Annotated in this window: 28 protein-coding genes and 1 riboswitch; of the genes, 16 read left to right on the top strand and 12 right to left on the bottom strand. The window is 36.2% G+C overall.

Annotated features, from left to right (window positions below):
• Positions 1–8: 8 nt before the first annotated feature.
• Both RE431_RS05445 and RE431_RS05440 read right to left on the bottom strand, forming a co-directional pair.
• On the bottom strand, positions 9–458 hold the full coding sequence (locus tag RE431_RS05445; RefSeq protein WP_309560955.1) for a hypothetical protein: 450 nt from the start codon (positions 456–458) through the stop codon (positions 9–11).
• Positions 445–954 carry an RNA polymerase sigma factor gene (locus tag RE431_RS05440; RefSeq protein ID WP_309560954.1) on the bottom strand — a complete coding sequence of 170 codons (510 nt, stop codon included), beginning with the start codon at positions 952–954 and terminating at the stop codon, positions 445–447. The genes RE431_RS05445 and RE431_RS05440 overlap by 14 nt, the downstream gene beginning before the upstream one ends.
• Before the next feature lie 141 nt (positions 955–1,095).
• Between RE431_RS05440 and RE431_RS05435 the strand changes: the two genes are divergently transcribed.
• On the top strand, positions 1,096–2,625 hold the full coding sequence (locus RE431_RS05435) for a S41 family peptidase (RefSeq protein ID WP_309560953.1): 1,530 nt from the start codon (positions 1,096–1,098) through the stop codon (positions 2,623–2,625).
• Between the two features lie 61 nt (positions 2,626–2,686).
• On the opposite strand, the gene RE431_RS05430 is transcribed toward RE431_RS05435, so the two are convergent.
• Entirely contained in the window at positions 2,687–3,754 is a 1,068-nt protein-coding gene (locus RE431_RS05430; RefSeq protein ID WP_309560952.1) for a YncE family protein, read from the bottom strand.
• Between the two features lie 2 nt (positions 3,755–3,756).
• Entirely contained in the window at positions 3,757–5,586 is a 1,830-nt protein-coding gene (locus tag RE431_RS05425) for a TonB-dependent receptor (RefSeq protein WP_309560951.1), read from the bottom strand.
• A 32-nt stretch (positions 5,587–5,618) separates the two neighbouring features.
• Positions 5,619–5,836: riboswitch (cobalamin riboswitch) on the bottom strand.
• A 70-nt stretch (positions 5,837–5,906) separates the two neighbouring features.
• Here RE431_RS05425 and RE431_RS05420 point away from each other — a divergent pair.
• The 8 genes from RE431_RS05420 (at position 5,907) to RE431_RS05385 (ending at position 12,745) form a co-directional block, all read left to right on the top strand.
• On the top strand, positions 5,907–7,040 hold the full coding sequence (locus RE431_RS05420; protein WP_309560950.1) for an ABC transporter substrate-binding protein: 1,134 nt from the start codon (positions 5,907–5,909) through the stop codon (positions 7,038–7,040).
• Positions 7,040–8,071, top strand: a complete 1,032-nt coding sequence (locus RE431_RS05415) for a FecCD family ABC transporter permease (RefSeq protein WP_309560949.1) — start codon at positions 7,040–7,042, stop codon at positions 8,069–8,071. Before RE431_RS05420 ends, RE431_RS05415 begins: the two co-directional genes overlap by 1 nt.
• On the top strand, positions 8,072–8,863 hold the full coding sequence (locus RE431_RS05410) for an ABC transporter ATP-binding protein (protein ID WP_309560948.1): 792 nt from the start codon (positions 8,072–8,074) through the stop codon (positions 8,861–8,863).
• 76 nt (positions 8,864–8,939) lie between these two features.
• Positions 8,940–10,370: a DNA recombination protein RmuC gene (locus tag RE431_RS05405; protein WP_309560947.1), complete on the top strand. Its 1,431-nt coding sequence runs from the start codon at positions 8,940–8,942 to the stop codon at positions 10,368–10,370.
• 9 nt (positions 10,371–10,379) lie between these two features.
• Complete coding sequence (locus tag RE431_RS05400; RefSeq protein ID WP_309560946.1) at positions 10,380–10,745, top strand: 6-phosphogluconate dehydrogenase; 366 nt, start codon at positions 10,380–10,382, stop codon at positions 10,743–10,745.
• A 2-nt stretch (positions 10,746–10,747) separates the two neighbouring features.
• Positions 10,748–11,299, top strand: coding sequence for an acyl-CoA thioesterase (locus RE431_RS05395; protein ID WP_309560945.1), 552 nt, complete (start codon positions 10,748–10,750; stop codon positions 11,297–11,299).
• A complete protein-coding gene (locus RE431_RS05390) occupies positions 11,296–12,249 on the top strand; it encodes a bile acid:sodium symporter (protein ID WP_309560944.1) in 954 nt (317 codons plus the stop codon). Before RE431_RS05395 ends, RE431_RS05390 begins: the two co-directional genes overlap by 4 nt.
• Before the next feature lie 28 nt (positions 12,250–12,277).
• Positions 12,278–12,745 (top strand): hypothetical protein, encoded by a 468-nt coding sequence (locus RE431_RS05385; protein WP_309560943.1) that lies wholly within the window; start codon positions 12,278–12,280, stop codon positions 12,743–12,745.
• Here the strand turns inward: RE431_RS05385 and RE431_RS05380 are convergent.
• From RE431_RS05380 to rpmH, 3 genes are all read right to left on the bottom strand, one after another.
• Positions 12,742–13,140 (bottom strand): DUF423 domain-containing protein, encoded by a 399-nt coding sequence (locus tag RE431_RS05380; protein WP_309560942.1) that lies wholly within the window; start codon positions 13,138–13,140, stop codon positions 12,742–12,744. The genes RE431_RS05385 and RE431_RS05380 overlap by 4 nt on opposite strands.
• Positions 13,141–13,205: 65 nt before the next feature.
• Complete coding sequence (gene carB / locus RE431_RS05375) at positions 13,206–16,058, bottom strand: carbamoyl-phosphate synthase large subunit (RefSeq protein WP_309560941.1); 2,853 nt, start codon at positions 16,056–16,058, stop codon at positions 13,206–13,208.
• 116 nt (positions 16,059–16,174) lie between these two features.
• A complete protein-coding gene (gene rpmH / locus RE431_RS05370; RefSeq protein ID WP_011708966.1) occupies positions 16,175–16,333 on the bottom strand; it encodes a 50S ribosomal protein L34 in 159 nt (52 codons plus the stop codon).
• 148 nt (positions 16,334–16,481) lie between these two features.
• Between rpmH and RE431_RS05365 the strand changes: the two genes are divergently transcribed.
• Complete coding sequence (locus RE431_RS05365; protein WP_309560940.1) at positions 16,482–16,997, top strand: tetratricopeptide repeat protein; 516 nt, start codon at positions 16,482–16,484, stop codon at positions 16,995–16,997.
• Between the two features lie 125 nt (positions 16,998–17,122).
• The gene (locus RE431_RS05360) at positions 17,123–17,830 is read left to right on the top strand and encodes a TlpA family protein disulfide reductase (RefSeq protein WP_309560939.1); all 708 of its coding nucleotides are present in this window, start codon (positions 17,123–17,125) and stop codon (positions 17,828–17,830) included.
• Positions 17,831–17,836: 6 nt separating this feature from the next.
• On the opposite strand, the gene RE431_RS05355 is transcribed toward RE431_RS05360, so the two are convergent.
• On the bottom strand, positions 17,837–18,790 hold the full coding sequence (locus RE431_RS05355; RefSeq protein ID WP_309560938.1) for a lytic transglycosylase domain-containing protein: 954 nt from the start codon (positions 18,788–18,790) through the stop codon (positions 17,837–17,839).
• Positions 18,787–19,503, bottom strand: a complete 717-nt coding sequence (locus RE431_RS05350) for an alpha/beta hydrolase (RefSeq protein ID WP_309560937.1) — start codon at positions 19,501–19,503, stop codon at positions 18,787–18,789. Before RE431_RS05350 ends, RE431_RS05355 begins: the two co-directional genes overlap by 4 nt.
• A 101-nt stretch (positions 19,504–19,604) precedes the next feature.
• Between RE431_RS05350 and RE431_RS05345 the strand changes: the two genes are divergently transcribed.
• A complete protein-coding gene (locus RE431_RS05345; protein ID WP_309560936.1) occupies positions 19,605–20,318 on the top strand; it encodes a pirin family protein in 714 nt (237 codons plus the stop codon).
• 10 nt (positions 20,319–20,328) lie between these two features.
• Positions 20,329–20,625: an N-acetyltransferase gene (locus RE431_RS05340; RefSeq protein ID WP_309560935.1), complete on the top strand. Its 297-nt coding sequence runs from the start codon at positions 20,329–20,331 to the stop codon at positions 20,623–20,625.
• On the opposite strand, the gene mtaB is transcribed toward RE431_RS05340, so the two are convergent.
• Positions 20,622–21,953 carry a tRNA (N(6)-L-threonylcarbamoyladenosine(37)-C(2))-methylthiotransferase MtaB gene (mtaB, locus tag RE431_RS05335; RefSeq protein WP_309560934.1) on the bottom strand — a complete coding sequence of 444 codons (1,332 nt, stop codon included), beginning with the start codon at positions 21,951–21,953 and terminating at the stop codon, positions 20,622–20,624. The two genes, RE431_RS05340 and mtaB, sit on opposite strands and share 4 nt — an antisense overlap.
• Positions 21,954–22,116: 163 nt before the next feature.
• Between mtaB and RE431_RS05330 the strand changes: the two genes are divergently transcribed.
• On the top strand, positions 22,117–22,374 hold the full coding sequence (locus RE431_RS05330) for a hypothetical protein (protein WP_309560933.1): 258 nt from the start codon (positions 22,117–22,119) through the stop codon (positions 22,372–22,374).
• Here the strand turns inward: RE431_RS05330 and RE431_RS05325 are convergent.
• Positions 22,371–23,537 carry a GlmU family protein gene (locus RE431_RS05325; protein ID WP_309560932.1) on the bottom strand — a complete coding sequence of 389 codons (1,167 nt, stop codon included), beginning with the start codon at positions 23,535–23,537 and terminating at the stop codon, positions 22,371–22,373. The two genes, RE431_RS05330 and RE431_RS05325, sit on opposite strands and share 4 nt — an antisense overlap.
• A 124-nt stretch (positions 23,538–23,661) precedes the next feature.
• Complete coding sequence (locus RE431_RS05320) at positions 23,662–23,916, bottom strand: type B 50S ribosomal protein L31 (protein WP_026934615.1); 255 nt, start codon at positions 23,914–23,916, stop codon at positions 23,662–23,664.
• A 150-nt stretch (positions 23,917–24,066) separates the two neighbouring features.
• Between RE431_RS05320 and RE431_RS05315 the strand changes: the two genes are divergently transcribed.
• Positions 24,067–24,597 carry a DUF4199 domain-containing protein gene (locus RE431_RS05315; RefSeq protein WP_309560931.1) on the top strand — a complete coding sequence of 177 codons (531 nt, stop codon included), beginning with the start codon at positions 24,067–24,069 and terminating at the stop codon, positions 24,595–24,597.
• 3 nt (positions 24,598–24,600) lie between these two features.
• Entirely contained in the window at positions 24,601–25,560 is a 960-nt protein-coding gene (locus RE431_RS05310) for a glycosyltransferase family 2 protein (protein WP_309560930.1), read from the top strand.
• Positions 25,561–25,582: the final 22 nt, after the last annotated feature.

The raw sequence follows: 25,582 nt of genomic DNA, 5'->3' as shown, positions 1-25,582 counted from the left end.
TTCTAGTTTTAAGGTTCGATTTTTATTATTTTGTTTTTAGTGTTATTAAATTCTTTAAGATATACCAGATCAGATTTTCCTTCATTCATAAATTGTGAAACCATATTCAGGGTTTCTTTTGTTTTCTGAAGGGCTAATTCTTCATCACTAATGGTCCCCATATCCCCATCATTCAGGGATCTGGAAGAGTCATTGAAAAAGAAAATACCCAAAGCCACCACAAGTATAGCTGCTATTGATGTCCATGTATACCAATTTCTTTTTGAAGTAGATTCTACTTTATGTTCATATTTTTCTTCAGCCTGTCTCGCTGAAAACATGAACATCAGCTTATAACTCCTTAAATGTTCTGGAACATCTTCATTCAAGAAATAATCACGAAGTTGCTTTTCTTCGGTAAGGCTGGTTTCTCCTTCCTCGTAGCGCTCTAAAAGCTTTTCGATTTTATCTAATTCCATAATTATGTTTTTTTATTAAACTTTCTCTAATCGCTTTCCTGGCTCTGGACAAAGCAACTCTAATGGCCGTTTGATTCATTTCCATAATTTTAGCGATCTCGTCATAATCGTACTGTTCTACATCTCTCAATTGAAAGATCATTTTTTGCTGCTCTGGTAATGTGGCAACAATCCTGCCTAACCACTCCATTTCATCATTTACCTCTACTTCAGACTGCAGGGAAGCCTGGTTACTTTCATAATTTTGATGAACGATGCGCAAATTATTGTTCTGTTTCAGTTTTAATTGATCCAAACAGTAGTTTTTTGTAACTGTCATGGCAAAAGCCTCGATATTGGCATAATGCTTGATTTTATCTTTCCGGTTCCATAATTTCAGAATAGCTTCCTGAGTAGCATCTTCGGCTGCTTCTTTAGAAGTCAACAGTCTTAGAGCCATTCTATACATCTTATCCTTAACAGGATCAATAATATTCAGGAAGGTGCTTTCTTTCATTAGTTGATGGTTAGTTAATTATGCCTTCTCACTTTTACGACGAATGGTAAAGAGATTTGTTACAAGAAATTTTTTAATTCTATTTATGTGACTATTTTTAGCAAAAAATTTGCAAGAAAACTATTAACCCTAATTTTTATTATGAGAATATATAAATATTTAATGCTATTTGCTCTGGTTGGAGGCTTATTTACTTCCTGTAGCAAAGATGATGATGTGGTGTCTACAGATGACACGCCAACAGAACAAAAGCAAATTGAAGGAAATCTAGAGCTTGAAATTAAGGATTTCATATGGAAAGGTCTTAATTACTGGTATTTGTATAAAGGCGAAGTACCTGAATTGGCTGATAACGCTTTTTCAACTGAAAGTGAATATATCGAATTCCTTGAAGGCTATTCAACTCCAGAGAGTTTCTTTAACGAAGGTCTACTTTATGAGGAAGACAGGTTTAGCTGGATCGTTGACGATTATGAGGAGCTAGAAAATACATTCGCAGGAGTTAGAACAACAACCGGGATTAACTACGGATTAGCTTATATCGATTCAGATTCCAATGATCTTGTTGGAATTATTCGCTACATAGTTGAAGGTTCTCCTGCAGATATGGAAGGTCTTCAAAGAGGAATGCTATTTACTGAAATCGATGGTCAGCAATTGACTCTTGAAAATTATAGAACACTTTTAGGTTCCGAAACACTTACCTTTGGTTTTGCTGAATTTACAGAGAATGGAATTGAAGCCAACGGTATGGAAACTACCCTTACCAAGGTTCAGTTGAACGAAAATCCAATTCTAGTAGCCAAAACACTTGATGTAGATGGCATTAAAGTAGGATACCTAATGTATAACAGCTTTGTACATGATTACGATGACGAATTGAATGATGTTTTTGCTCAGTTTAAAAATGATGGAGTAACTGAACTTGTACTTGACTTAAGATATAACGGTGGTGGTCGAGTTTCTACTGCTGTAGACCTTGCTAGTATGATCACTGGTCAGTTTAAAGATAAGATCATCATCAGAACCAAGTATAATGCAAATATAGATGCTCAGTTGAGCGAAGCGAGTAAAGTTACCAGGTTTGACGATATGATTTTTGATGGTAATGAGAGTGATCATCCAGATCATACTCCAATGCCTATCAACAGCCTAAATCTTGATAAAGTATATGTTCTTGCTACAGGATCATCTGCTTCTGCCAGTGAGCTAATCATTAACGGACTTGCTCCTTATATAAATGTAGTTCACGTTGGTAAGAAAACAGTTGGTAAAGTACAGGCTTCTATCACTCTATATGATGCGAATGTTCCTTACTATGAAAAAGTTGGATTAAATCCAGATCACAAATACGCAATGCAGCCACTTATCTCTACTTCCACCAATGCGGATGGAGAGGCTTACCCAGGAGGATTAATTCCGGATATTGAAGTATCTGAGAAATGGGATAATTTCGGTACGCTCGGAGATCCTAACGAACCATTATTAGCTGCTGCGTTAAATGATATCACCAGCAATAGAAGCTTCCTAAGAGCAATTGACGAGGGTAAATTTATACCTAATGTAGTTGGAGAAAGCTTTGAAGAAGAGGACGCTTATAGAAACATGTATATAGATGTTCCTGCGGGCGAAGAATTCAAAAAAATGAAAGTGACAGATTTCAAAGACTAACCCAGTCTATTTTAAATAAAAAAACCCGCTGAATAGCGGGTTTTTTTTATGTATATTTTTTCTAATTGAAATAGACGCCATTAGGATTTATTCCTGTAGAATACTGATCTAGAAGACTACCGTCCAAACCATAGATATAAAGATTACCATCGCCTGTGAAATCGGCGTTTGGAGAGGCAACGTATATCTTTTCATTATTCATAGCAAAGCCATATAGTACAGCAGCTTCTTCAAAACTGAACTCAGCACTCACAGGCAACTCTCCGCCAATTGAATATTTATATAACGACTTTCCAATCGTGAAAAAAACGTCGGAACCATTTGTACTTAGATTTTCCGGATGCACGCTATTTTCACTAAAACTCATACTTTCCATTACTTTATCTGAAGAAATATCAATTCTGGATAATCCACCGGCGGTTTCAGTTTCAGCGTAAGAAGGTTTACCTGAATAAAGAACCCAAAGATCTGAACCGGAAACAAGCATTGAATTTGGTAAGAATCCAACTTCTAATTCAGCAGTTACAGAATTTGAAGCGGCATCCAAAACAGAAATCTGGTTATTAAATGAATATCCGCCTTTGTGAGCAACATAAATTTTGTTGTTTGCAGTTATTAATTTTTCAGGACCTTCTGCTACAGGGATTGATTGTATAAAAGAATAATCGGTTAGATCAAAAACCGACACAAAATCGTCTGCCGAATCTACACCATTTCCCCAATTTGTAACGTATAGATTTTTACCAACCACTTCTGCATAACGCGGATTCAATAAATTCGTCTCTATAGTTCCAAGACTTTCAAAAGTGTACCTGTCTACAATCTCAAGTTTATTAGAAACATTCACGACAATGATCGCCAGATTCTCATGTAATTCGATACTCTGTGCAGTATCTCCAAGATCAAAACCGTTTTTGTTTTTGAAAATCTGAACTTGCTTCTCGCCTGATTCCTCATTAATAAAACTTACGGAAGAATTGGCCGAGCCGAAATTCCCTTCATTTAAAACAAAAATTCCGCTAGCAAAATCAGCTTCCGGTTCAGGCATTGGGCAGCAATCGGTTTCATCTGAACAGGAATTCAAAAATAAAACGGTGATAAAAAGAAATAAGATGTGTTTGTAATTCATGATTAAAAATTGATTGTTAGAGTTGAATTGAAAGAACGCCCAGGCATGATACGGGACGGTAAGCTTTGATATACTTCATTAAAAATATTGCTCAGCTTCAGGTTTAGACCAATTTCAGGTTTATTTGAAAAAGTATAGCCTAAACCAAGATTAGCGAGCGTATAAGAATCTAAAGCATAGTTATTATCTGAAGAAGTATAGATACTTCCATTATAGAGCGACTGTAGAAATACATTGAATCTGTCTAATTTATAGGCTGCGGAAAATGTGACTTTGTGCTGTGGTATATAGATCAATTGTTTATCTGTCGCTTTATCTATTGACCGTGTAAAGGCATAATTACTTTGAAGTTTTAAACGATTCTCTCCAATCTTTGTACTCCAGCCAGCAAATAATTCGATCCCATAATTATAGACATTCGCTGAATTTTCAGGTCTCCATGTGCCGGAAGCATCTGGTGTCCACCTAATGAGATCATCTATATCTATATAATATCCTGTAAGATTGATATTGAAATTACTGAAGTTGAATTCATTTCCTATTTCGGCCTGTAACGAAGTTTCAGGATCTAAATCCATATTACCACCCTTCTGCCAAAAGAGATCATTAAAAGTTGGAATTCTGAAATTTCTTGAAGAACTAAATCTCAAAAGATAGTTCGAAGTTACCTTATATGAGGCGCCCGCCGAAAATAATAAAGGAGATTCATAATTTTCAGTGACCTCCTGCCGTAAACTAAGCTGGTAGTTAAGTTTTTCAATCTCATGATACCAAAGAATAGACAAACCGCCTATCTTTCTTTCAGCTGAATTAATCCCGGAACCCTCTCCGTCAATATTTGAATAATCAGCAATAAAATTTAGGCTTTTATCATCAGAAATATCATAGCTCAGATCATATTTGACGATTCCTGTTACCGCCTCACCAAAACTAAAACTTTCCGAATCTCTATTTTCAAAATATTTGAATTCTTCTTCGATCCATGCGACTTTCAAACTACTGGTGAATTTTCCTAGAAAAGCTTTCCATTCCAGTAGATTTCTAGAATTCCGATCCTGGTATTCACTATTGGAAGGCATATTAAGGGTCCCGGAAAAACCACGATCACCCTGATAGTAATTGGTATAAAATTTTAAAATATGAGAATCTCCTAGCCAGCGCGCCACAGACGCATTCAAGGCAACATTATAGAAATCTCCATTTTCATTTTTAAAATCAGTATTTAAATACCTGTAATCATTTTCAGAATCTATACCTGAAACTCCAATGTTTATACCGGTCTTATCATTTGAAAATCTCCCATTATAAACACCTTGATAAGTATCAAAACTGCCATAACCAAGCATAAGTTCATTTTCAGATTCATGGTCGAAGCTGAATTCATTGTTTAGATGAATGGTTCCACCAATCGCACCACTTCCATAAACTACACTACCTCCTCCCGGACGTAGACTGATATTATCAAAACTTTGGGTGTTTATAGTATTGAAGTCGGTTTGACCCGTAAATTGCGAATTGATATTAATACCGTTCCAGACAACGGCGGTTTGGGAAGCAGCAGTTCCTCTAACCGATGCAGAAGAAACCATTCCGTATCCATTTTCCCGAAAGAAGAAAGGAGAATTGAATTTTAACAAGGAGGTTAATAAAGGTTCTGATTGCTGGATTACAGTATCATCCAGTTTTTTTACAAATTGCCCTTCAGAATTATTTTTGAGTTTAACATCACTCAGTCGTACTTCATCAAGCCAGTTGATAGAATCCTTTTGAGCCAATGCAGAAATACAGGCACAAGTAAAAAAGGTGAATAAAAGGTATATATTTCTGTTCATAATCTGCCGACCTTTATCCCGAAAGTCACTCGATATTAGTTGAAATTCAGGCAGGTCTCCTGGCTCACGTACTGCAATTCACCTTCCCATTCTTATTGAACAGTGGTTTGAAGAATTATTGCAGCCACCCTCTCGGGCTAAGCTTACAGTTGCGGGAACAGCTCAGGTTTATGAAGTTTATACTTCCCCTGATTCCCTTTTAATCCGCACAGAAATAAATCGGTGCTGAACCAAAATTTCGAGGCAAAATTAAACAAATAAGTTTGGTATCAGGCTCAAAATTTTAAATAATCTTACTTTTGAAATCAAAATAAGCGGACTTGAAGAAAATTCTTTTCATAATTGTTTTAGTCATTTTACATTCCTGTAAAAATGAATCAGAATCAAAAAAGACTGATAATCAGAATGGTTATGATGTTGCAATTGAAAATGCTAGCGGATTCAGCATCACCAGGTTTGATGGCTACAGCGTCATGAAAGTGAATACACCCTGGCCGGAAGCTAAAGATCCTTTCATCTATTTGCTAAAAGAAGAAAATATCAGGATTCCAGAAGATCTGGAATTTGACCAGGAAGTAATAGTTCCGGTTCAGAAGATCGTTGTTACCTCCACCACTCACATCCCAGCCCTCGAAGCATTAAATGAAGAAAGATCATTAGTTGGCTTTCCCGGCCTAAATTATATCTCTTCTGAAAATACCAGATCTTTAATAGATAATGGCGCTGTTTCAGAATTAGGGCAGAATGAAAATATCAATACCGAAGTTTTAATAGATCTATCTCCAGATGTTGTGATTGGTTTTGCGATAAATGCTTCCAATAAAAGCTTTGAAACCATTCAGAAAACCGGAATTCCCGTGATTTACAACGGAGACTGGACTGAATTAACTCCATTAGGAAAAGCTGAATGGATCAAATTCTTTGGAGCTCTTTACGGAAAGGAAGAAAAAGCAGCCGAAATATTTCAGAATATCAAATCTGAATATTCCGAAGCTAAAAAATTAGCGCAATCTGCTAAAAATATTCCGAATGTTATAAGTGGTTCCATGTATAATGATACCTGGTATATGCCTTATGGCAATTCATGGCAGGCGCAGTTTATAAAAGACGCAAATGCGAATTATCTATATTCTGAAACTAAAGGTAACGGTAGCTTATCTCTGGCGTTTGAAAGTGTGATGGAAAAGGCTGAAGAAGCTGAATACTGGATAAGTTCCGGTCAGTTTACCTCATACGAACAATTATTCAAAGAATCTGAACATTACAAGAGGTTCAAAGCAGTACATGAAGAAAATGTATTTAGCGTAAGTCTTTCACAAGGAGCTACAGGCGGAGTAATTTTTTACGAATTAGGTCCGCATAGACCAGATTTGATATTGAAAGATCTGATCTCTATTTTTCATCCGGAATTGCTCCCCAATCATAAACAGGTATTTTACAAAGCCTTGAATTAATGCTGAACCAGAGAAAATACACGCTATCAATAATCTTCCTGTTTTTGGCAGTGATTGTGACGGCGCTATTTAATATTAGTCTGGGCTCAGTAAATATTCCTATTGAAGATGTTACTGCATCACTTTTTGGATTCAAGGTGGAGAAAGAAACCTGGAGATATATTATTCTGAATTATCGCTTACCAAAGGCAATCACAGCGATAATCACTGGTTCAGGTCTTGCCATTAGCGGACTTTTGATGCAAACTTTATTTCGAAATCCATTGGCGGGACCTTATGTGCTCGGCTTGAGCAGTGGTGCAAGTCTGGGCGTTGCGCTGGTTTTTATGGGTGCATCTGTATTTGGAGCTACTTTTGCCGGGATATTATTATCTGAATGGAGTCTTGTGATCGCTTCAAGCTTGGGGAGTTTACTCGTTTTATTTGCCGTTATCCTGGCCTCTATAAGGTTAAGAGACACAATGGCTATATTAATCATTGGGTTAATGTTTGCGAGTCTAACAGCGGCGATTGTAAGTGTTTTAGCATATTTTAGTCCGGCATCACAGCTGCAACAATACGTTTTCTGGTCTTATGGTAGTCTGGGAGATCTTAGCTGGAATGAAGTATTGATATTAGGAATATTCTGGATTATCGGCATCCTGATCACCATAGGTAGCATTAAAAACCTGAATTCCTTATTACTAGGTGAAAAATACGCCAGAAGTCTGGGAACAAATATTAAGCGAAACCGTTTTATGATCATTATCGCGACCAGTTTGCTAGCTGGAAGCATAACAGCATTTGCGGGACCAATCGCATTTGTTGGCCTGGCTGTACCGCATTTGATAAGACAGATCATTCCTTCTGCTAATCATATCACCTTAGTTCCTGCTGTAATTTTCGGCGGAGCTATTTTAATGCTGATCTGTGATATCATAGCTCAGTTACCCGGTAGCGAATTCAGTTTACCAATTAATGCTATAACATCACTTATTGGAGCTCCAGTTGTGATCTGGTTACTGGTAAGAAAAAGGAAATTCAATTTTTAGATGAATTCAGAAAATTCAAATATTGTCCTTAAAACTGAAGATCTTAGCATTGGCTATAGAAAGAAAAAAGACACTCAAATTATAGCTAAAAACATCGATATTGAGATTCACCCGGGAGAATTAGTTGCCGTAATTGGAATTAATGGCGCAGGAAAATCTACTTTATTAAAAACTTTAAGTGGAATAACACAAAGCATTGATGGAGAGGTTTTTATATCTAGAAAAAAACTATCAAAAACAGATCCTGACAAATTGGCAAAACACATAAGCTTAGTCTTAACCGATCAAATGCCATCAAAAAATTTAAGTGTTACAGAACTTATCGCATTAGGTAGACAACCTTACACAAATTGGATAGGACGCCTCACAAAAAATGATTTGAAAAAGATCATGAGCGCCATCAAAATGGTCAATATTGAAGACATTAAGAATAAGAAATGTCATGAGTTAAGCGATGGCCAGTTTCAAAAAGTTCTGATAGCCCGAGCACTCGCACAGGATACTTCTTTAATAATTCTTGACGAACCAACCACACACCTGGATCTTTACCATAAAGCCTATGTTTTAAAATTACTTCAAAAACTTAGCAAAGAGACTGGAAAGGCGATTCTTTTCGCATCACATGAAATTAACCTTGCTCTGCAACTTTGTGATAAATTAGTGATCCTTAAAGATAACAGAGCTGTTTTCGGAACTCCGAATGAACTCATTCAGAAGAACCTTTTAGACGACCTGTTCCCTCAGAACCTAATCCAGTTTGATAAAAATTCATCTAGTTTTAAGATCAAATAGAATTCACTTTCAATTTCTTCATCACAGCCTTCTCAAAAATTCTTAAATAAGTATCTTTGAGAAAATCACATTTTACATGAACGAATACCTTCTCATTTCCATAATATTTCTTGTTGCCCTAGGAATAGGAGTCTATATTGGAAAGTTAATTTCGAGTTTGAAATCCAAATCTGAATCAGGAATTCTTGAAGAAAAGAACAATCAACTTACACTGCAAATAGAAGAGCTTAAAAAACACAATAACAATGTTTTAGAAAATTATAAAGTAGAGTTAACTGAACTAAAATCTGATCATCAATCTGAGATTGAAAAGCTGGAAAAGGAGCGCGAAGAAATAAGGAGAGAAAAAGATCAAATTAGTTTAGAACTTACCAGAAAAAATTCAGAATTCAGTAATCTACAGGAACGAAATGAAGAGCAAAAGGCTGAAGTGGAAAAACTTCAGGAAAAATTTACGAAGGAATTCGAAAACCTCGCGAACAAGATCTTAGATCAGAAATCTGAAAAATTTACCAGTCTTAATAAACAGAATATTGAGAACATTCTTGATCCATTAAACAAGAAGATCAAGGAATTTGAAGAAAAGGTTAGTCTTAGCAACACAGAATCTGTAAAAAGACATGCTGAGCTTGGTGAAAAACTGAAAGCTCTAAACGAACAGAATACCAGAATAAGTGAGGAAGCCACTAATCTTACCAAAGCATTAAAAGGAGATACCAAAATGCAGGGTAATTGGGGCGAAATGGTTCTGGAAAGAGTGCTGGAACGAAGCGGACTTCAGAAAGACAGTGAATATTTTGTTCAGCAAAGTTTTAATACCGAAGAAGGCAAAAGGGTAATGCCCGATGTCATCATTCATTTGCCAGGCGATAAAAAGATGGTGGTAGATTCTAAAGTTTCTTTGAATGCCTACGAGCGTTACATTAACGAGCCAGAAGAAACAGAGAACAAAACGCACCTAAAGAATCATTTGATATCTGTAAGAAATCGAGTGAATGAATTAAGTAATAAGAACTACCATTCGTTATACCAGATGGAAAGCCCAGATTTTGTTCTACTTTTCATCCCTATTGAAGCGGCATTTGCCATTGCTTCTAATGAATATCCTGCACTTTACAGTGATGCTTTCGAGAAGAATATCATCATTGTTACTCCTACAACACTACTTGCCGTTCTTAAAACAATAGACAGTATGTGGCAGAATGAAAAGCAGAAGCAGAATGCTATCCAGATCGCTACACAGGCAGGTGCTTTGTATGATTCATTCACCAACCTAACCGATGAATTATTGAAAATTGGAAGACAGATCGGAACGGTGCAGAATTCTTATGAAGGGGCCATGAAAAAGCTTACAGGTAAAGGAAACCTCATAAGAAGAGTAGAAAAATTAAAAAAGCTTGGTGCGAAAGCCAGTAAACAACTCGATCAAAAACTGATCAATCGTGCAGAAATAGATGAAGACGACGATAATGAAGATGCTGAAAACCCAACTTTAAACCTGAGATAATTCAAGTTCATGAAAAAAACTCTTATTTACATCCTTGGTGGAATATTTATCCTCTGGCTGCTATATTATGCTTTCATCTATTTTGTGCCGTATAGTGAAGGAAAAAGAAGTGGTGAGTTGATAAAATTCAGCCGAAAGGGAGTGATCTCTAAAACCTGGGAAGGAGAAATTTCCCAGGGAATAAGTGGTGCGCAGATCTTCCAGTTTTCAGTATTAGATAAAAATGATGAAGTGATTAAAGATCTGCAGGAGTTTGAAGGCCATTATGTAAAGCTCACTTACGTAGAACGGTTTTCAACTTTCTTTTTCTGGGGTGACACGAAATATTTCATTACGGACGTCGAAAAATCGGAAAGTCCACATTTTAGAAGATAAGCATGCAGAAAGATTTTAAATATACTAAGGAAAGTCAGGTAGTAATTTCAGAGTTGATGCTTCCCTCCCATTCTAATTTCAATGGGAAGATTCACGGGGGTTATATCCTGTCACTGTTAGACCAGATCGCATTCGCCTGTGCCAGCAAACACTCAGGCGCCTACTGCGTCACAGCAAGTGTTGATACTGTTGACTTCCTTAAGCCTATTGAGATTGGTGAATTAGTAACCATGAAAGCTTCAGTGAATTATGTAGGACGCAGCTCAATGGTGATCGGGATTCGTGTTGAGGCTGAAAACATTCAGTCTGGAGCTAAAAAACATTGTAATTCTTCCTATTTTACGATGGTCGCTAAAGATGAAAAAGGTAATTCACTTTCGGTTCCGGGCCTGATCTTGAATAATGATGATCAGGTAAGACGTTTTGCAAAAAGCATTAAAAGAAAGAATATGAAGACAAAGAGAATTCAGGAATTTCATGAAACCGATTTCTCTTCAGAAAAATACTTACATATTCTTAAAGACCATAAGGCTAAAATCGAGCTTGATTCTTGAAGTCATTCGGATTTATATTCGCGATCTTTATAGCAATTGGCGTTGCTTATCTATTTCCAGAAGGAGTAGAATTACTACCTTTTAAAACCATTACAGATATTGGAATTGGCCTTATATTTTTTTTCTATGGCCTCAAGCTATCTCCATCAGAATTTAAAGCCGGTTTATTGAATTATAAGGTGCATATTGTAATTCATCTAACCACGTTTATCATATTCCCACTAATATGCCTTGCATGTTTACCACTTTTTGAAGATGGAATTAGGTCTGATCTATGGATCGCACTTTTCTTCCTTGGAACTTTACCTTCCACCGTATCTTCTTCAGTGGTTATGGTTGCCTTGGCCAAAGGAAATTTACCTACCGCTATTTTTAATGCCAGCCTTTCTGGATTAATCGGGATTATCGCGACACCTTTATGGCTGAGTTTTATTCTTGAAAAAACCACAGATTTTGAATTTCTTTCAGTTCTACAGAAACTTTGTTTACAAATTATCGCTCCCCTAGCCATCGGACTTTTTCTTCAAAGGTTCGTAGGTCACCTGGCACGGAAATACGGAAAACAATTGAGCTTATTCGATAAGACCACCATTATCCTTATAATTTACTCAAGTTTCAGCAATTCGTTCAACTCTAATCTGATAGAATCTGTTGAAATGAACGAATTATTGAAAATGGCCGTAATTGTAATTGCTCTATTCTTCTTTATTTTTTTCGGACTGGCTTATTTTTCAAAAATCCTGGGTTTCAATACAGAAGACAAGATCGCTGCACAATTCTGTGGCACCAAAAAATCGCTCGTGCATGGCTCTGTAATGGTAAGGGTTATTTTCGGAAGTTCTGCCAGCTCCGGTCTTTTATTGCTCCCAATAATGATCTACCACTCAACACAGCTCATACTTGTAGCCTGGTTTGCTGAAAAATATCGAAAAAGAAATACCGCCAATTAAGTTTTTATCTATTTTTAGAATAAAAACAATGAAGCTAAAGTTCCTTTTCATCTGCACTTTCATATTTCTTCTAACTTCTTGCAACCAGGATAAATCAAAAAAAACTGAGTCTCCTCTAGCTGAAAAAGAGGTGAAAGAATTTACCATTAGTAGCCGGTGTTACAGCTATAGCATGAATAAGGATACCATTTACCTGAAAGTAACTAATCTGAAAGACTCATTGGTTGAAGGTAATCTTACTTACAATCTTTTTGAAAAGGATAGAAATCAGGGCAATTTTGAAGGAAAATGGCATGGAGATAGTCTTTTTGCAGATTATGAATTTGAATCTGAAGGTAAATCTTCTACACGTGAGATCTTCTTTCTTAAGACAGAATCCGGACTTATTGAAGGCTACGGACCGTTAAAGGACACCCTGAATAAAGTTATTTTCCAGGAACACAGTACTTTGATCCTGAATGAGAATATTCTTTTAAAACCAGTTGATTGCTATTAAGGCTTTAGATATACGGCGATATCAACAAGATTGATCGTTAAAAGAATCCAGCCTATAATTAGTAAAAATCCGCCTAAGGGAGTTATTGATCCAAGTATTTTGATCTTTCTACCTCTGGAAGAACTCCAGGTTAATCCATAAATACTGAAAGAAAAAAGTATAATCCCGATAATAAAGCACCAGGCCATTACGATCTCTAAACCTTTCAGAAATGGGAAGGTCACTCCGGCAATGATAAGCACTATGGCATGATACATCTGATATTTTACGCCGGTTTCAAAGCTTTTTAACTGATCTTCATTAAAACTTCTTTTCAAGGCGTGCGCCCCGAAGGCCCCGAGAATAACAGATAAGGTTCCAAAGATTCCACCAAAAATCAATACAAGTTCTTTCATAAAATTAAGGCATAAAAAAAGGTCATTCTAAATATAGCTGAAATGACCTTTCTATTTTATCCTGATTATTTACTCAGGTACATTTTTCTTCGGGAATATAATTCATAGAATTCATCATCCTTCAGACTATCTATAAACAGAATACTTTCTCCTGTACTTTTCATTTCTGGCCCTAGTTGCTTATTCACTTTCTGGAATTTATTGAAAGAGAATACCGGTTGCTTAATAGCGTAACCTTCTAACTGAGGGTTGAACTTGAAATCTTTCACTTTCTTCGCTCCCAACATCACTTTCGTTGCATAGTTCACGTAAGGCTCTTTATAAGCCTTTGCGATAAATGGAACTGTTCTGGAAGCTCTAGGGTTCGCCTCGATAATATATACTTTCTCATCTTTAATAGCGAACTGAATATTGATCAATCCTACAGTATTCAAAGCGAGTGCAATCTTTTTAGTATGGTCCTTAATCTGTTGCATTACAAGATCTCCAAGGTTAAAAGGAGGTAATAACGCGTGAGAGTCACCAGAATGAATACCACATGGCTCAATATGCTCCATGATACCAATAATATAGACATCTTCACCATCACAAATTGCATCTGCTTCGGCCTCAATGGCTCCATCCAGATAGTGGTCTAAAAGAAGTTTATTGTTTGGGATCTTTCTTAGAAGATCTACCACATGTTCTTCCAGCTCATCTTTATTAATAACGATTTTCATCCCCTGACCACCAAGTACGTAAGACGGTCTTACAAGAATTGGGAAATCAAGTTCATCTGATAATTTAAGAGCTTCTTCCGCATTCTCAGCAGTACCAAATTCAGGATATGGGATGTCATTTTCCTGTAGAAGTTTTGAGAAACTTCCTCTGTCTTCAGCCAGATCAAGAGCTTCAAAGCTTGTTCCCATGATCTTCACTCCGTATCTATTAAGCTTTTCAGCCAGTTTAAGAGCAGTTTGTCCTCCAAGCTGAACAATTACGCCTTCAGGCTTTTCGTGCCTTATAATGTCATATATATGCTCCCAGAAAACAGGTTCAAAATATAATTTGTCTGCAGTATCAAAATCTGTAGAAACAGTTTCCGGGTTACAGTTAATCATGATAGTCTCATAACCACTTTCTGAAGCAGCCAGGACGCCATGAACACAACTATAGTCAAATTCGATACCCTGACCAATCCTGTTTGGACCTGATCCAAGTACAATGATCTTTTTACGATCTGAAACCTGACTTTCATTTGCAGTATAGAATTCACCCTCTTTAGACTGAATTCCTTCTTCGAAAGTTGAATAATAATATGGAGTTTCAGCTTTAAATTCTGCAGCACAGGTATCAACCAGTTTATAAACCCGATTCACACCTAACTCTTCCCTCTTGCTGTAAACTTCACTTTCCAGGCAATCCAGCATGTGAGCGATCTGCCTGTCTGCAAAACCTTTTTGTTTAGCTTCTAAAAGAAGATCTTTTGGAAGTGAATTGATATCGAATTTAGAAATTTCTGTATCAAGAGCATGAAGTTCCTCGTATTGCTTCAGGAACCACATATCGATCTTTGTGATCTCGTGAATTCTGCTTAACGGAATTCCCATTTGTATAGCATCGTAGATAACAAAAACTCTATCCCAGCTAGGATTGGAAAGTTTATCTATGATTTGATCATAATCTTTATATCCTTTTCCATCGGCGCCTAAGCCATTTCTTTTGATCTCAAGAGATTGTGTTGCTTTATGAAGTGCTTCCTGAAAAGATCTTCCAATTCCCATTACTTCTCCAACAGATTTCATCTGAAGACCTAACGTACGGTCTGCTCCTTCGAATTTATCAAAGTTCCAACGAGGGATCTTTACGATGACATAATCCAGTGAAGGTTCAAATAGTGCCGAAGTAGATTTTGTGATCTGGTTGTCCAGCTCATCAAGGTTATAACCTAAAGCTAATTTTGTCGCAACTTTCGCGATTGGGTATCCTGTAGCCTTTGAAGCTAAAGCAGAAGATCTCGAAACACGTGGATTGATTTCGATAGCATAAATATCTTCCTTTTCATCTGGGCTAACGGCAAACTGAACATTACATCCACCTGCAAAATCACCAATATTGCGCATCATCTTGATGGCCATATCTCTCATTCTCTGGAAAGCTTTGTCACTAAGCGTCATTGCCGGAGCAACCGTGATAGAGTCTCCAGTATGGATTCCCATAGGATCCATGTTTTCAACAGTACAGATAATGACAACATTATCATTCCTGTCACGCAGTAATTCAACCTCATATTCCTTCCATCCCAGAAGCGCTTTATCTATCAGAACCTCGTGAATAGGTGAAGTTTCCAATCCGTAAGTAAGCATTTCATCAAAATCTTCAGCTCGGTGAACAAAACCTGCTCCACCTCCACCAAGAGTAAATGATGCTCTAATTACAAGAGGATAACCAAATTCCTGAGCTACTTCCTTTCCCTGAAGGTAAGAAGTAACCGTCTTTGCCGGAGCAACAGGAATTCCGATTCTTCCCATTAACTGTTTAAATTGCTCTCTGTCTTCACAAATATTGATCGCGTCAATATCAACACCAATAAGCTTTACATTAAAATCAGACCAGATTCCTTTTTCATCAGCTTCGATACAAAGGTTCAAAGCAGTTTGACCACCCATTGTTGGTAAAACAGCATCAATTTCGGGATGCTCTTTTAAAATCTCAATAATAGATTTCGTGGTTAAAGGTTTTAAATACACATGATCAGCCATTGAAGGGTCTGTCATGATTGTTGCTGGGTTCGAATTAATTAGGACCGTTTTTATTCCGTCTTCCCTCAATGAACGAAGTGACTGAGTTCCGGAATAATCAAATTCACAGGCCTGGCCAATGATAATCGGTCCTGAACCTATGATTAAAACGCACTTGATGTCTTTGTTTTTAGGCATGATAATGTGTTGTATTCGCTTTAGTTGTGTTTGCAGTAAAATTAAGAAGCGTTTGGGTATAAAAAAAGGCGTTACTTAAAAAGTAACACCTTTATTATTTCAATTAATGAAAATCATTAATGTTTATGTCTGTTTTCAGAAGATACAGATAATTTCTTTCTACCCTTAGCTCTTCTACGTGCAAGGACTTTTCTTCCGTTTGCACTTGCCATACGCTCCCTAAAGCCGTGCTTATTTTTTCTTTTCCTTTTAGATGGTTGAAACGTTCTTTTCATTGTGAATATCTTTTATCTTCTGTAAATTCGTTTTGTCTCTCTTAAAAACTGCGTGCAAATATACAAAGCTTTTTAAGTACTGCAAATACTAAATTAAAATATTTTTAATTGTTTTTATTACCTTTGCCGCCTGAAAATAAAGATACCTATGTTTAATAAGAATATCAAAGTAGTAATAGCCGGTTTACTTATAGCCGCAGCGATCTGGCAATTTATTGAAGGTGAAATTGGAAATGGAATATTCCTAATATTACTCTCCGGTATTTTTATATTTCTTTATTTTAAAAATGAAATGATCTTGCTCGCTTTTTTAAGACTAAGAAAGCAAGACTTTACGGGAGCTAAAAAATGGCTTGACAAAATAAAGGATCCTGAAAAAGCATTAGTAAAAAAGCAACAAGGTTACTATTGGTATCTTCATGGCTTAATGGTTTCTCAAACCAATATCACCCAAGCCGAAAAATTCTTCAAGCGCGCTCTTAAGTTAGGTTTATCTATGGACCATGATCTGGCGATGGCCAAATTGAATCTTGCAGGCATCGCGATGACCAAGAGAAGAAAAAGAGAGGCCACTACCCTGCTAAATGAAGCAAAAAAGCTTGATAAGCATGGTATGATGAATGATCAGATTAGAATGATGAAGGAGCAGATGAAGAAAATTTAGTCTTTGAGTTATAAACACTTTAAGAACAGAATCTCTTTCAACTAATATTTTGGCACTTCAACGATAAATTTTCTCGTTAAGGCTTTTCTCATTTAATTTTGAGATAACCAAGCCCCACAGATTGCATGAGAAAACTATTACTAGTTTTTCTATTTATCGGCCCTACAGTATTTTCCCAGCAAGAGAACTTGCAGGAGAAAAGCTTTTTTACCCAGAAGCTTTACATGCATCTTTCCGACTATAACCGTAAAGCAGATCTGGCTTACAGATTTAACGATTACGAAAAAGGTCAGGAGCTATTCGAAACATTTACAAGTGAGCATCTGGAAGGTTCTTATATGGATAACTTTAAATTCCAGAGCCTTCAGAAAAAGAAAGAGGTAAATTTATACGACTACAAAAAACCAGTTTTCTTAATTACGTACGCTTCGTGGTGCATACCGAGCAAAGGTGAAGTACCAGCTTTGAATGAACTTGCGGCCGAGTATAAGGATCAGATAGATTTCGTTATTCTTTTCTGGGATAAGAAAGACAAGGTTAAAGAGCTTTCAGAAAAATTTTCTTCAGATATTTCTATAGTTTACGTAGATGAGTCAAAAAATAATGGCGCTTACGTGGTAAGACAATTAAAGCATTCATTAGGACTTCCAACCTGTTTTCTTCTAAATGAAAATAAAAAGATCATGGATATAAGAAGAAGCGTATTTCCTCCCATGCAAACTGAAGAGGAAACCGCTTATCGTGAAAATTATATCGCTTTGGAAACCTCGATTTCAAACAACCTCGTAAATAAATACGAGGAAGTTTATGCTGACAATATCCAGGTTGAATAACTTTTCTTACTTCACTTCAGGATAATATCCTTTTTCAGGAATATCTATATAATAAACCTTTCGAGATGCATTTTTAAGATGATCATCTCGCAACCAAGGATTATGAACTTTTAGAATCTTATAATTAATTCCGAATTTTTCAGCAAAATCAGGAAAGTCTTTTACTACCGTATCAACTTTCGCTTTTTCTACAGGAATATGCTTGTAAAGATCTTCTTCGGTAAAATTGAAACCATATTTTTCAGGTTGCGTCATGATTTCCTTAAGCGCCAGAATTCTGAAAACATATCTTCCAGTTTCTTCACCTAATAGCAAATCATAATAATCACCAACTTTCTGTCTTACTAATTGCTTATCCACACCATACTGCCCGGCGTTGTAAGATGCCGCAGCCAAAGTCCATGAACCAAATCTGGCTTTAGCTTTCTTCAAATAATCTGCAGCTACTCTGGTAGATTTTTCAATATGGTAACGTTCATCTACATTTTCATTGATCTCCAATCCATATTCTTTTCCAGTACTCTCGAGAATCTGCCAGAAACCAACAGCTTTAGCAGGAGAAACTGCCTGAGTAAGGCCGCTTTCAATTACTGCCAGGTATTTGAAATCATCAGGAATTCCTTCTTCTTTCAAAATTGGTTCGATCACAGGGAAATATTTATTAGCTCGCTTCATAAGAAGTAGAGCGTTAGATTGCCAGTAAGTGTTTACCAGTAACTCGCGATCCATTCTTTCATAAATATCAGGATCTTCCAATGGCACTTCCTCTCCAGCAAATTCTAGATTTTCAGGCATTGGCAAGGCTTTAATCCTGTAAGAATCGGCTACACTTCTCTCGGTTTTTACCACGGCTTCTGGATTCTTCCCTCCGCCTCCATCTTCCTGCTGAACGGCATTTATACTAACGGCACATACCGTAAATAATCCAACGATCAGCAATCCATTTTTTAAAATCTTCATAGTTCTTTATTTACTTTTTCGTTTTTCTTTTTCTTCTTGATTTTCCCAGTAAGAATCAATGAGGGTAGATTTTCATTGAACCACCTAAACCTATTTACGATCATAATATGTGTTCCTCCTTTTACTATGATCGCATTTTCGATATACTTAACTGGAAAAACTTCATCCTTATCTCCATGGATGTGTATCACCTTTTCATCAGGTTTTTCACATTTCCAGTTCACCATATTTTTTATAGCCCAATCCAGGTAAACCTTATCTGTTATTGAAATATACTGTTTATAAAGCTTAGCTCTTTGTTTCAGAAAATTTCCGAAAGCAAACTTTTCGAAATGATCTACATAAGTTGCCAGACCAGTCGGAATAATTTTAAAAAGTCCGGTCCTGGAGGCAAATTTCATTCTGGGTGGTAATTCATTAGAACATTTCACGCTGGAAATGATAATAAGCCTTTTTAAATCAAGGAACTTCGCCATTTCCTGTACAATTACTCCGCCAAAGGATACGCCAATCAACGCAATATCCTCATGATGCACATGCTTCAACATTCTTTTTGCGTAACTCTCCAGGCTTTCATCGGGTTCGGGAATTTCCCATTCCAAAAGATGAACTTCAAATTGTTCCTGAGCAAGAATTACATTTTCAAATATGGCCGAATCGGCTGCCATACCTGGCATCAAATATACATGAGTACGCTTCTGTTCCTGTCTCATTTTAACATGTATATAACAAAGAATCCTCGCATTAAGTTGTAAATTTAACTATCAAAATTACTGCTTAAAACTAGACTTTCAAATTTCCTAACCCACAAATAATGGAGAAAGTATTACATCCCGCATATTCACGGGGTACTGCAAATTACGGTTGGCTTAACGCTAACTATTCATTCAGCTTTGCTAACTTTTTTGATCCCAATAAACTTCAATTTGGACTTTTAAGGGTATTAAATGATGATTATGTTAAATCAGGAATGGGCTTCGGAACACATCCCCACGAAAATATGGAGATCATTTCTATCCCATTATCAGGAGAAATCAGGCATAAAGACTCTATGGATCATACTGAAGTGATCACTGCAGGTGAAGTCCAGGTAATGAGCGCAGGCACAGGAGTTGAACACAGTGAATTCAATACTTCTCAGGAAGAATTAAATATGCTTCAAATATGGATATTTCCTGAAAAGAATGGTCTGGAACCAAGATATGATCAAAAAGATTTTTCTGAATTACTCAAAACTGGTGAGCTGATCAATATCGTTTCCCCTAAATCTGATCAATCTGAAAATTCTTTATACATAAATCAGCAGGCTTACATGCATCTTGGTGATTTTCAGGCTGGCAGGAAAATTGATTATAATTTAAAGAATGAAAATAATGGTGTTTATGTTTTTCTAATTGAAGGAGAAGTAGATGTTAGTGATACAAAATTAAAGAAACGTGACGCCGTTGGGATCTGGAATAGCTCCAGCATTACCTTAGACTTTAAAAACCCTTCAAGGGTGCTCCTTATAGAAGTGCCTATGAATTAAAATGAGCAGTATGAGCGATGAAGATTTAGTGATTACCGACAATGAATTTCTGAGACAATTTGAAACTCAGATTAATAATGAACTTGCTACTATCGAGTATTCTCAACAGGAAAGAAAGATTTTTCTAACTAAGTTAAGAATGCCAGAGAACAGTGAAGACAGACAGGAGGATTTTATTAAAGCCGTACTTGCTGAAATTAAAGAAAGAAACACCAGAGTTGTACCAACAAGTCCTGAGATCGCAGGATTTATTAGAAGAAACAGACGTAAATATAAAGACCTTCTCCCAGTAGGAATCAATATTTAAACAGCAACAGCCTCTGGTACTTCCTCAAATCGTACCAGACCATCTTCTCCTATTTCAGTTAATTTTATGCGCTGAAGTGTATTTACCTTATTAGGATTCCAAGGAGCCTTTACTTTTACATAGTTTTCAGTAAACCCATGAATATACCCTTCTTTATTTTCACCTTCAAATAGAACGGTTACCGTATTACCTATCTGACTTTCATAAAATGCTCTTCTTTTTTTAGCAGATAATCCACGAAGCATTTTACTTCTTTTTTTTCTGATTTTTAAAGGAACTACACCTTCCATATCTGCTGCGGGAGTATTATCTCTTTCAGAATATGTAAATACGTGTAGGTAAGAAATATCAAGATCATTCAGGAAATTATAGGTTTCAAGGAAATGCTCATCAGTTTCACCTGGAAAACCAACGATCACATCAACCCCAATGCAGGCATTCGGCATTACCTCCCTGATTCTACTAACCCTATCAACATAAAGATCGCTCATATATCTGCGACGCATTAATTTAAGGATCTCATCGCTTCCACTTTGAAGTGGAATATGGAAATGCGGAACAAAAGTGCGGCTTACTGAAACAAAATCTATTGTTTCATTTTTAAGCAGATTTGGTTCAATAGAAGAAATTCTAAGTCTTTCAATACCATCTACTTCATCTAAAGCCTTTACAAGGTCTAAAAATGTATGCTCATGCTTCTTATTTCCAAACTCTCCTTTTCCATAATCCCCGATATTTACCCCGGTAAGAACTATTTCCTTGATTCCCTTTTCAGAAATTTCTGCAGCATTGTTTAAAACATTCTCCAGCTTATCACTTCTAGATATACCTCTTGCCAATGGAATAGTACAATAAGTACATTTATAATCACAACCATCCTGCACTTTTAAAAATGCACGAGTCCTGTCTCCAATAGAATAGGATCCTACATAAAAATCAGCTTCGTTGATCTCACAAGAATGAACTTCTCCGTGATCATTCTTAGTAAGATCATTTAGATAATCTGTGATTTTGAATTTTTCTGTAGCGCCAAGCACCAGATCTACTCCATCTACCGCAGCTAATTCTTCTGGCTTTAATTGAGCATAACAACCAACAGCGATCAAAAATGCATTTTCATTCGCTTTTTGGGCCTGCTTTACAATCGTCTTAAATCTCTTATCTGCATTTTCGGTAACTGAACATGTATTAATCACATAAATATCAGCTTTCTCTGAAAATTCAACACGCTCAAAACCTTCATTCTCAAAGCTTCTTGCAATAGTAGAAGTTTCTGAAAAATTCAATTTACATCCTAAAGTATAAAACGCGACTTTTTTAGCTTCCATAAACGATCATTTTTCTCCCGGTCGGTAATTCGGGCTGCAAAGATACCAACTAAAAATGTTTCTGTAAAATGTTCCTGCAAGCCTAATATTAAGACAATGTGAAAGTTAATATCAGATAGGTTATTTATAGTTATATTTAAAAAATTATTTTGAATAAACTGTTATGAATTTCGGAAGTGCCAACAGCGTTTCAGTAGAAAATACTACAAAGAGGCGTGCCACCAGAGAAATAAGTACAGAAAAGCCTAATTCGGGTTCCGGATTTCGTAATCTGTTGCAAAGAGGAAGGTTAACCGAGGAAGATCTTGATAAATTTCACTCGAATATCCTGAAGGTTCACAAGAAAAGGCATTATAATGTACTGGCAGTTTCAGCCGTAATATTTATCTGCTTTCTCATCCTGATTTATTTTACCTTCTAGCTTCTCCTCCATTTCGCTGAATAATCGAAAACATGCTGCAAGATCTTTTTATCTTCATCGGTAAGGTCCACTCCTCTTCGCTTCATAACTAATTCAGCAGTTTCATAAACCTTTTCTATTTTATAAGTAGAAGTTCCTCCGCTTCCACCCCAGCTAAATCCAGGAATAAAATTTCTCGGGAATCCACTACCAAAGATGTTAGCACTTACTCCTACAACGGTACCGGTATTAAACATTGTATTAATACCGCATTTACTGTGATCACCCATAATAAGGCCGCAGAACTGAAGGCCAGTTTTTGCAAAATTCTCGGTATTATAATTCCATAATCTTACATCAGCGTAATTATTCTTAAGATTTGAATTATTAGAATCTGCTCCAATATTACACCACTCCCCTAAAACCGAATTCCCTAAGAAACCATCATGACCTTTGTTCGAATTTTGAAACAAAACCGAATTACTTATCTCTCCTCCAGCTTTACAGTCGGGACCAATGGTAGTTGGCCCGTAGATTTTTGCTCCTAATTTAATGGTTGCGCCTGCACATAAGGCAAAAGGACCTCTTATCAAAGAACCTTCCATCACAGTTGCATTTTTACCAATATAAATGTGACCTGATGATGCATTAAGACTACAATTCTCAACAACGGCTCCTTCTTCTATAAAGATGTTCTCTTTACTTTTTACATAATTTGAACTATCGATCTTCTGAGATTTTCTGCCCTTAGTCAATAATTCGAAATCCATTTCAATGGCTTTTCCATTTTTTGAAAAGATATCCCAGGTATTTGCAACCTTAATGGTTTCAACATCAATTTCAATCGCCTCAAGCTCTTCAACATTTTTGCCCTCTGATATGTTATACGCCAGCACATCGTCGTTAAGAACAAGTTTTTGATCTTTTTTCAATGATCTTACCTGGTCTACAATTTCCTTTGTAGGAACATACGATGAATTAATATAGAAATTTTCCTTATCCAATTCCAGTGGCCATCTACCACTTAAGTAATCCTCTGTTTTGGTAGAAGTTTTGGCATCTAGCATTTTCTCCCATTTCTCACGAATAGTTAGAATACCAATTCTAATGTCTGCAACCGGACGGGTAAAAGTAAATGGTAATAGGTCATTTCTGGAAGGACCATCAAAAAGTATATAATTCATCTTCATTGAAATTTTCTCAAAATTAATAGTTCCTGATTAAATGAAAAGACTTTAGTGTAAAATCCTCAAATTAAAAAAGCCGCTAATTAGCGGCTTATATATGGTATCAATAAAACAGAAGAAATTACTTCTTCTTGAATTTTGAGTATTTGTTCTTGAACTTATCAATTCTACCAGCACTATCCACAAGCTTAGTTTGCCCAGTATAGTAAGGGTGAGAAGTTCTGGATATTTCCAGTTTAATCAACGGGTATTCAGTTCCGTCAACTTCAATAGTTTCTTTTGTTTTCGCAGTAGACTTGGTAATGAATACGTCTTCGTTAGACATATCTTTAAAAGCTACTAATCTATAATTTTCCGGATGGATTCCCTGCTTCATCGCTTTGATCTTTTAATTTTCGAGGTGCAAATTTAATTAATAACTCCTGAACTACAAATAATTTTGAAAAAACTTTTTATTGAATTCAGAATGTAACGTTTTGCTATATTTGTTAACTAACTGCTAAATTAATCAATCTTCAACTAACCTATGGAAAATCCACAACCAAATTCAAAAAAGATTATTTTGAACTACGGACTGATGTTAGGTCTAATATCTGTCCTTTTAGGCGTAGTTATGTATGTAACCAACGCTTATTTAAATCCCAGTTTTGTTTACTCCCTAATAGGATTCGCAATTCTGGTTGTTTTTATCACATTAGGGATTAACGCTTATAAAAAAGAAAATGCTAATTACCTTTCAATTAAAGAAGCTTTAAAGATAGGTGTTGGAATCTCGCTTATTGGCGGAATTATTAGCGTTATCTGGTTACTATTACTTATGTATGTTATAGAGCCAGACTTTATTAGTCAATTAGCAGACGTTCAAAGAGAGCAAATTGATAGTCAGTATCCAAACATGAACGATGAGCAAAAGCAAAATGCATTGGAAATGAGTGCGAAATTCAGTTCTCCTGGGATCATGGCAGCTTTTTCTTTAGTAGGAAACTTATTTTTCGGACTTTTGATCTCTCTAGTAGTTGGACTTATTAAAAAGAATAAAAATCCTTACGAAGCATAATTTATGCAGATATCGGTTGTAATACCACTTCTTAACGAAGAACAATCTTTGGTAGAATTATATAATTGGATCGTAAAAGTTTTACGATCCAATTCCTTTTCTTACGAGATCATATTTATTGATGACGGAAGCACCGACGGCTCCTGGAAAACAATCGAGGCTCTATCTGAAAGTGATGATCGCGTTAAGGGTATTAGGTTCAACCGTAATTACGGAAAATCGCAGGCATTACATGCTGGTTTTTTAAAAGCTGAAGGCGATGTAGTTATCACCATGGATGCCGATCTGCAAGACAACCCTGAAGAGATTCCTGATCTTTACGATATGATCGTAAAAGATGGAAATGATTTGGTTTCCGGTTGGAAAAAGAAACGTTACGATAACGTTCTTACTAAAAATCTTCCTTCTAAAGTATTTAATGCGGCAGCGAGAAAGACATCTGGAGTAAAACTTCATGATTTCAATTGTGGGTTAAAAGCTTATAAGAATGAAGTCATTAAAAATATAGATGTGTATGGAGAAATGCACAGGTATATTCCGGTATTGGCAAAAAATGCTGGGTTTTATAACATCACCGAAAAGGAAGTGCAACACCAGGCAAGAAAATATGGAAAGACAAAATTTGGTGTAAGCAGGTTCATATATGGATTTTTAGACCTAATAAGCATCTGGTTTTTATCAAAATTTGGTCGCAGACCTATGCACCTTTTTGGATCTTTAGGAGTTCTAATGTTCATTATAGGTTTTGTTTCAGCTGGATGGATAGGATTATCCAAGCTATATAAGCTTTATCATGGCATACCAAATATACTTGTAGTACAAAACCCGTGGTTCTATATTTCATTAGCTGTAATGATCATTGGTACGCAATTTTTCCTTGCTGGATTTTTAGGAGAACTCATCCTGAGATCAAAAAGAGATAAGGAACGATACCTAATTAAGAAAACCACTTCTAATATTTAGTCCCTTTCAAGGATTAATCCTT

The organism is Christiangramia sediminicola (assembly GCF_031344135.1).
Taxonomy (GTDB): Bacteria; Bacteroidota; Bacteroidia; order Flavobacteriales; family Flavobacteriaceae; genus Christiangramia; species Christiangramia sediminicola.
The sequence above is the reverse complement of the archived record's forward strand: the minus strand, read 5'-3'. Positions and strand labels throughout refer to the sequence as shown.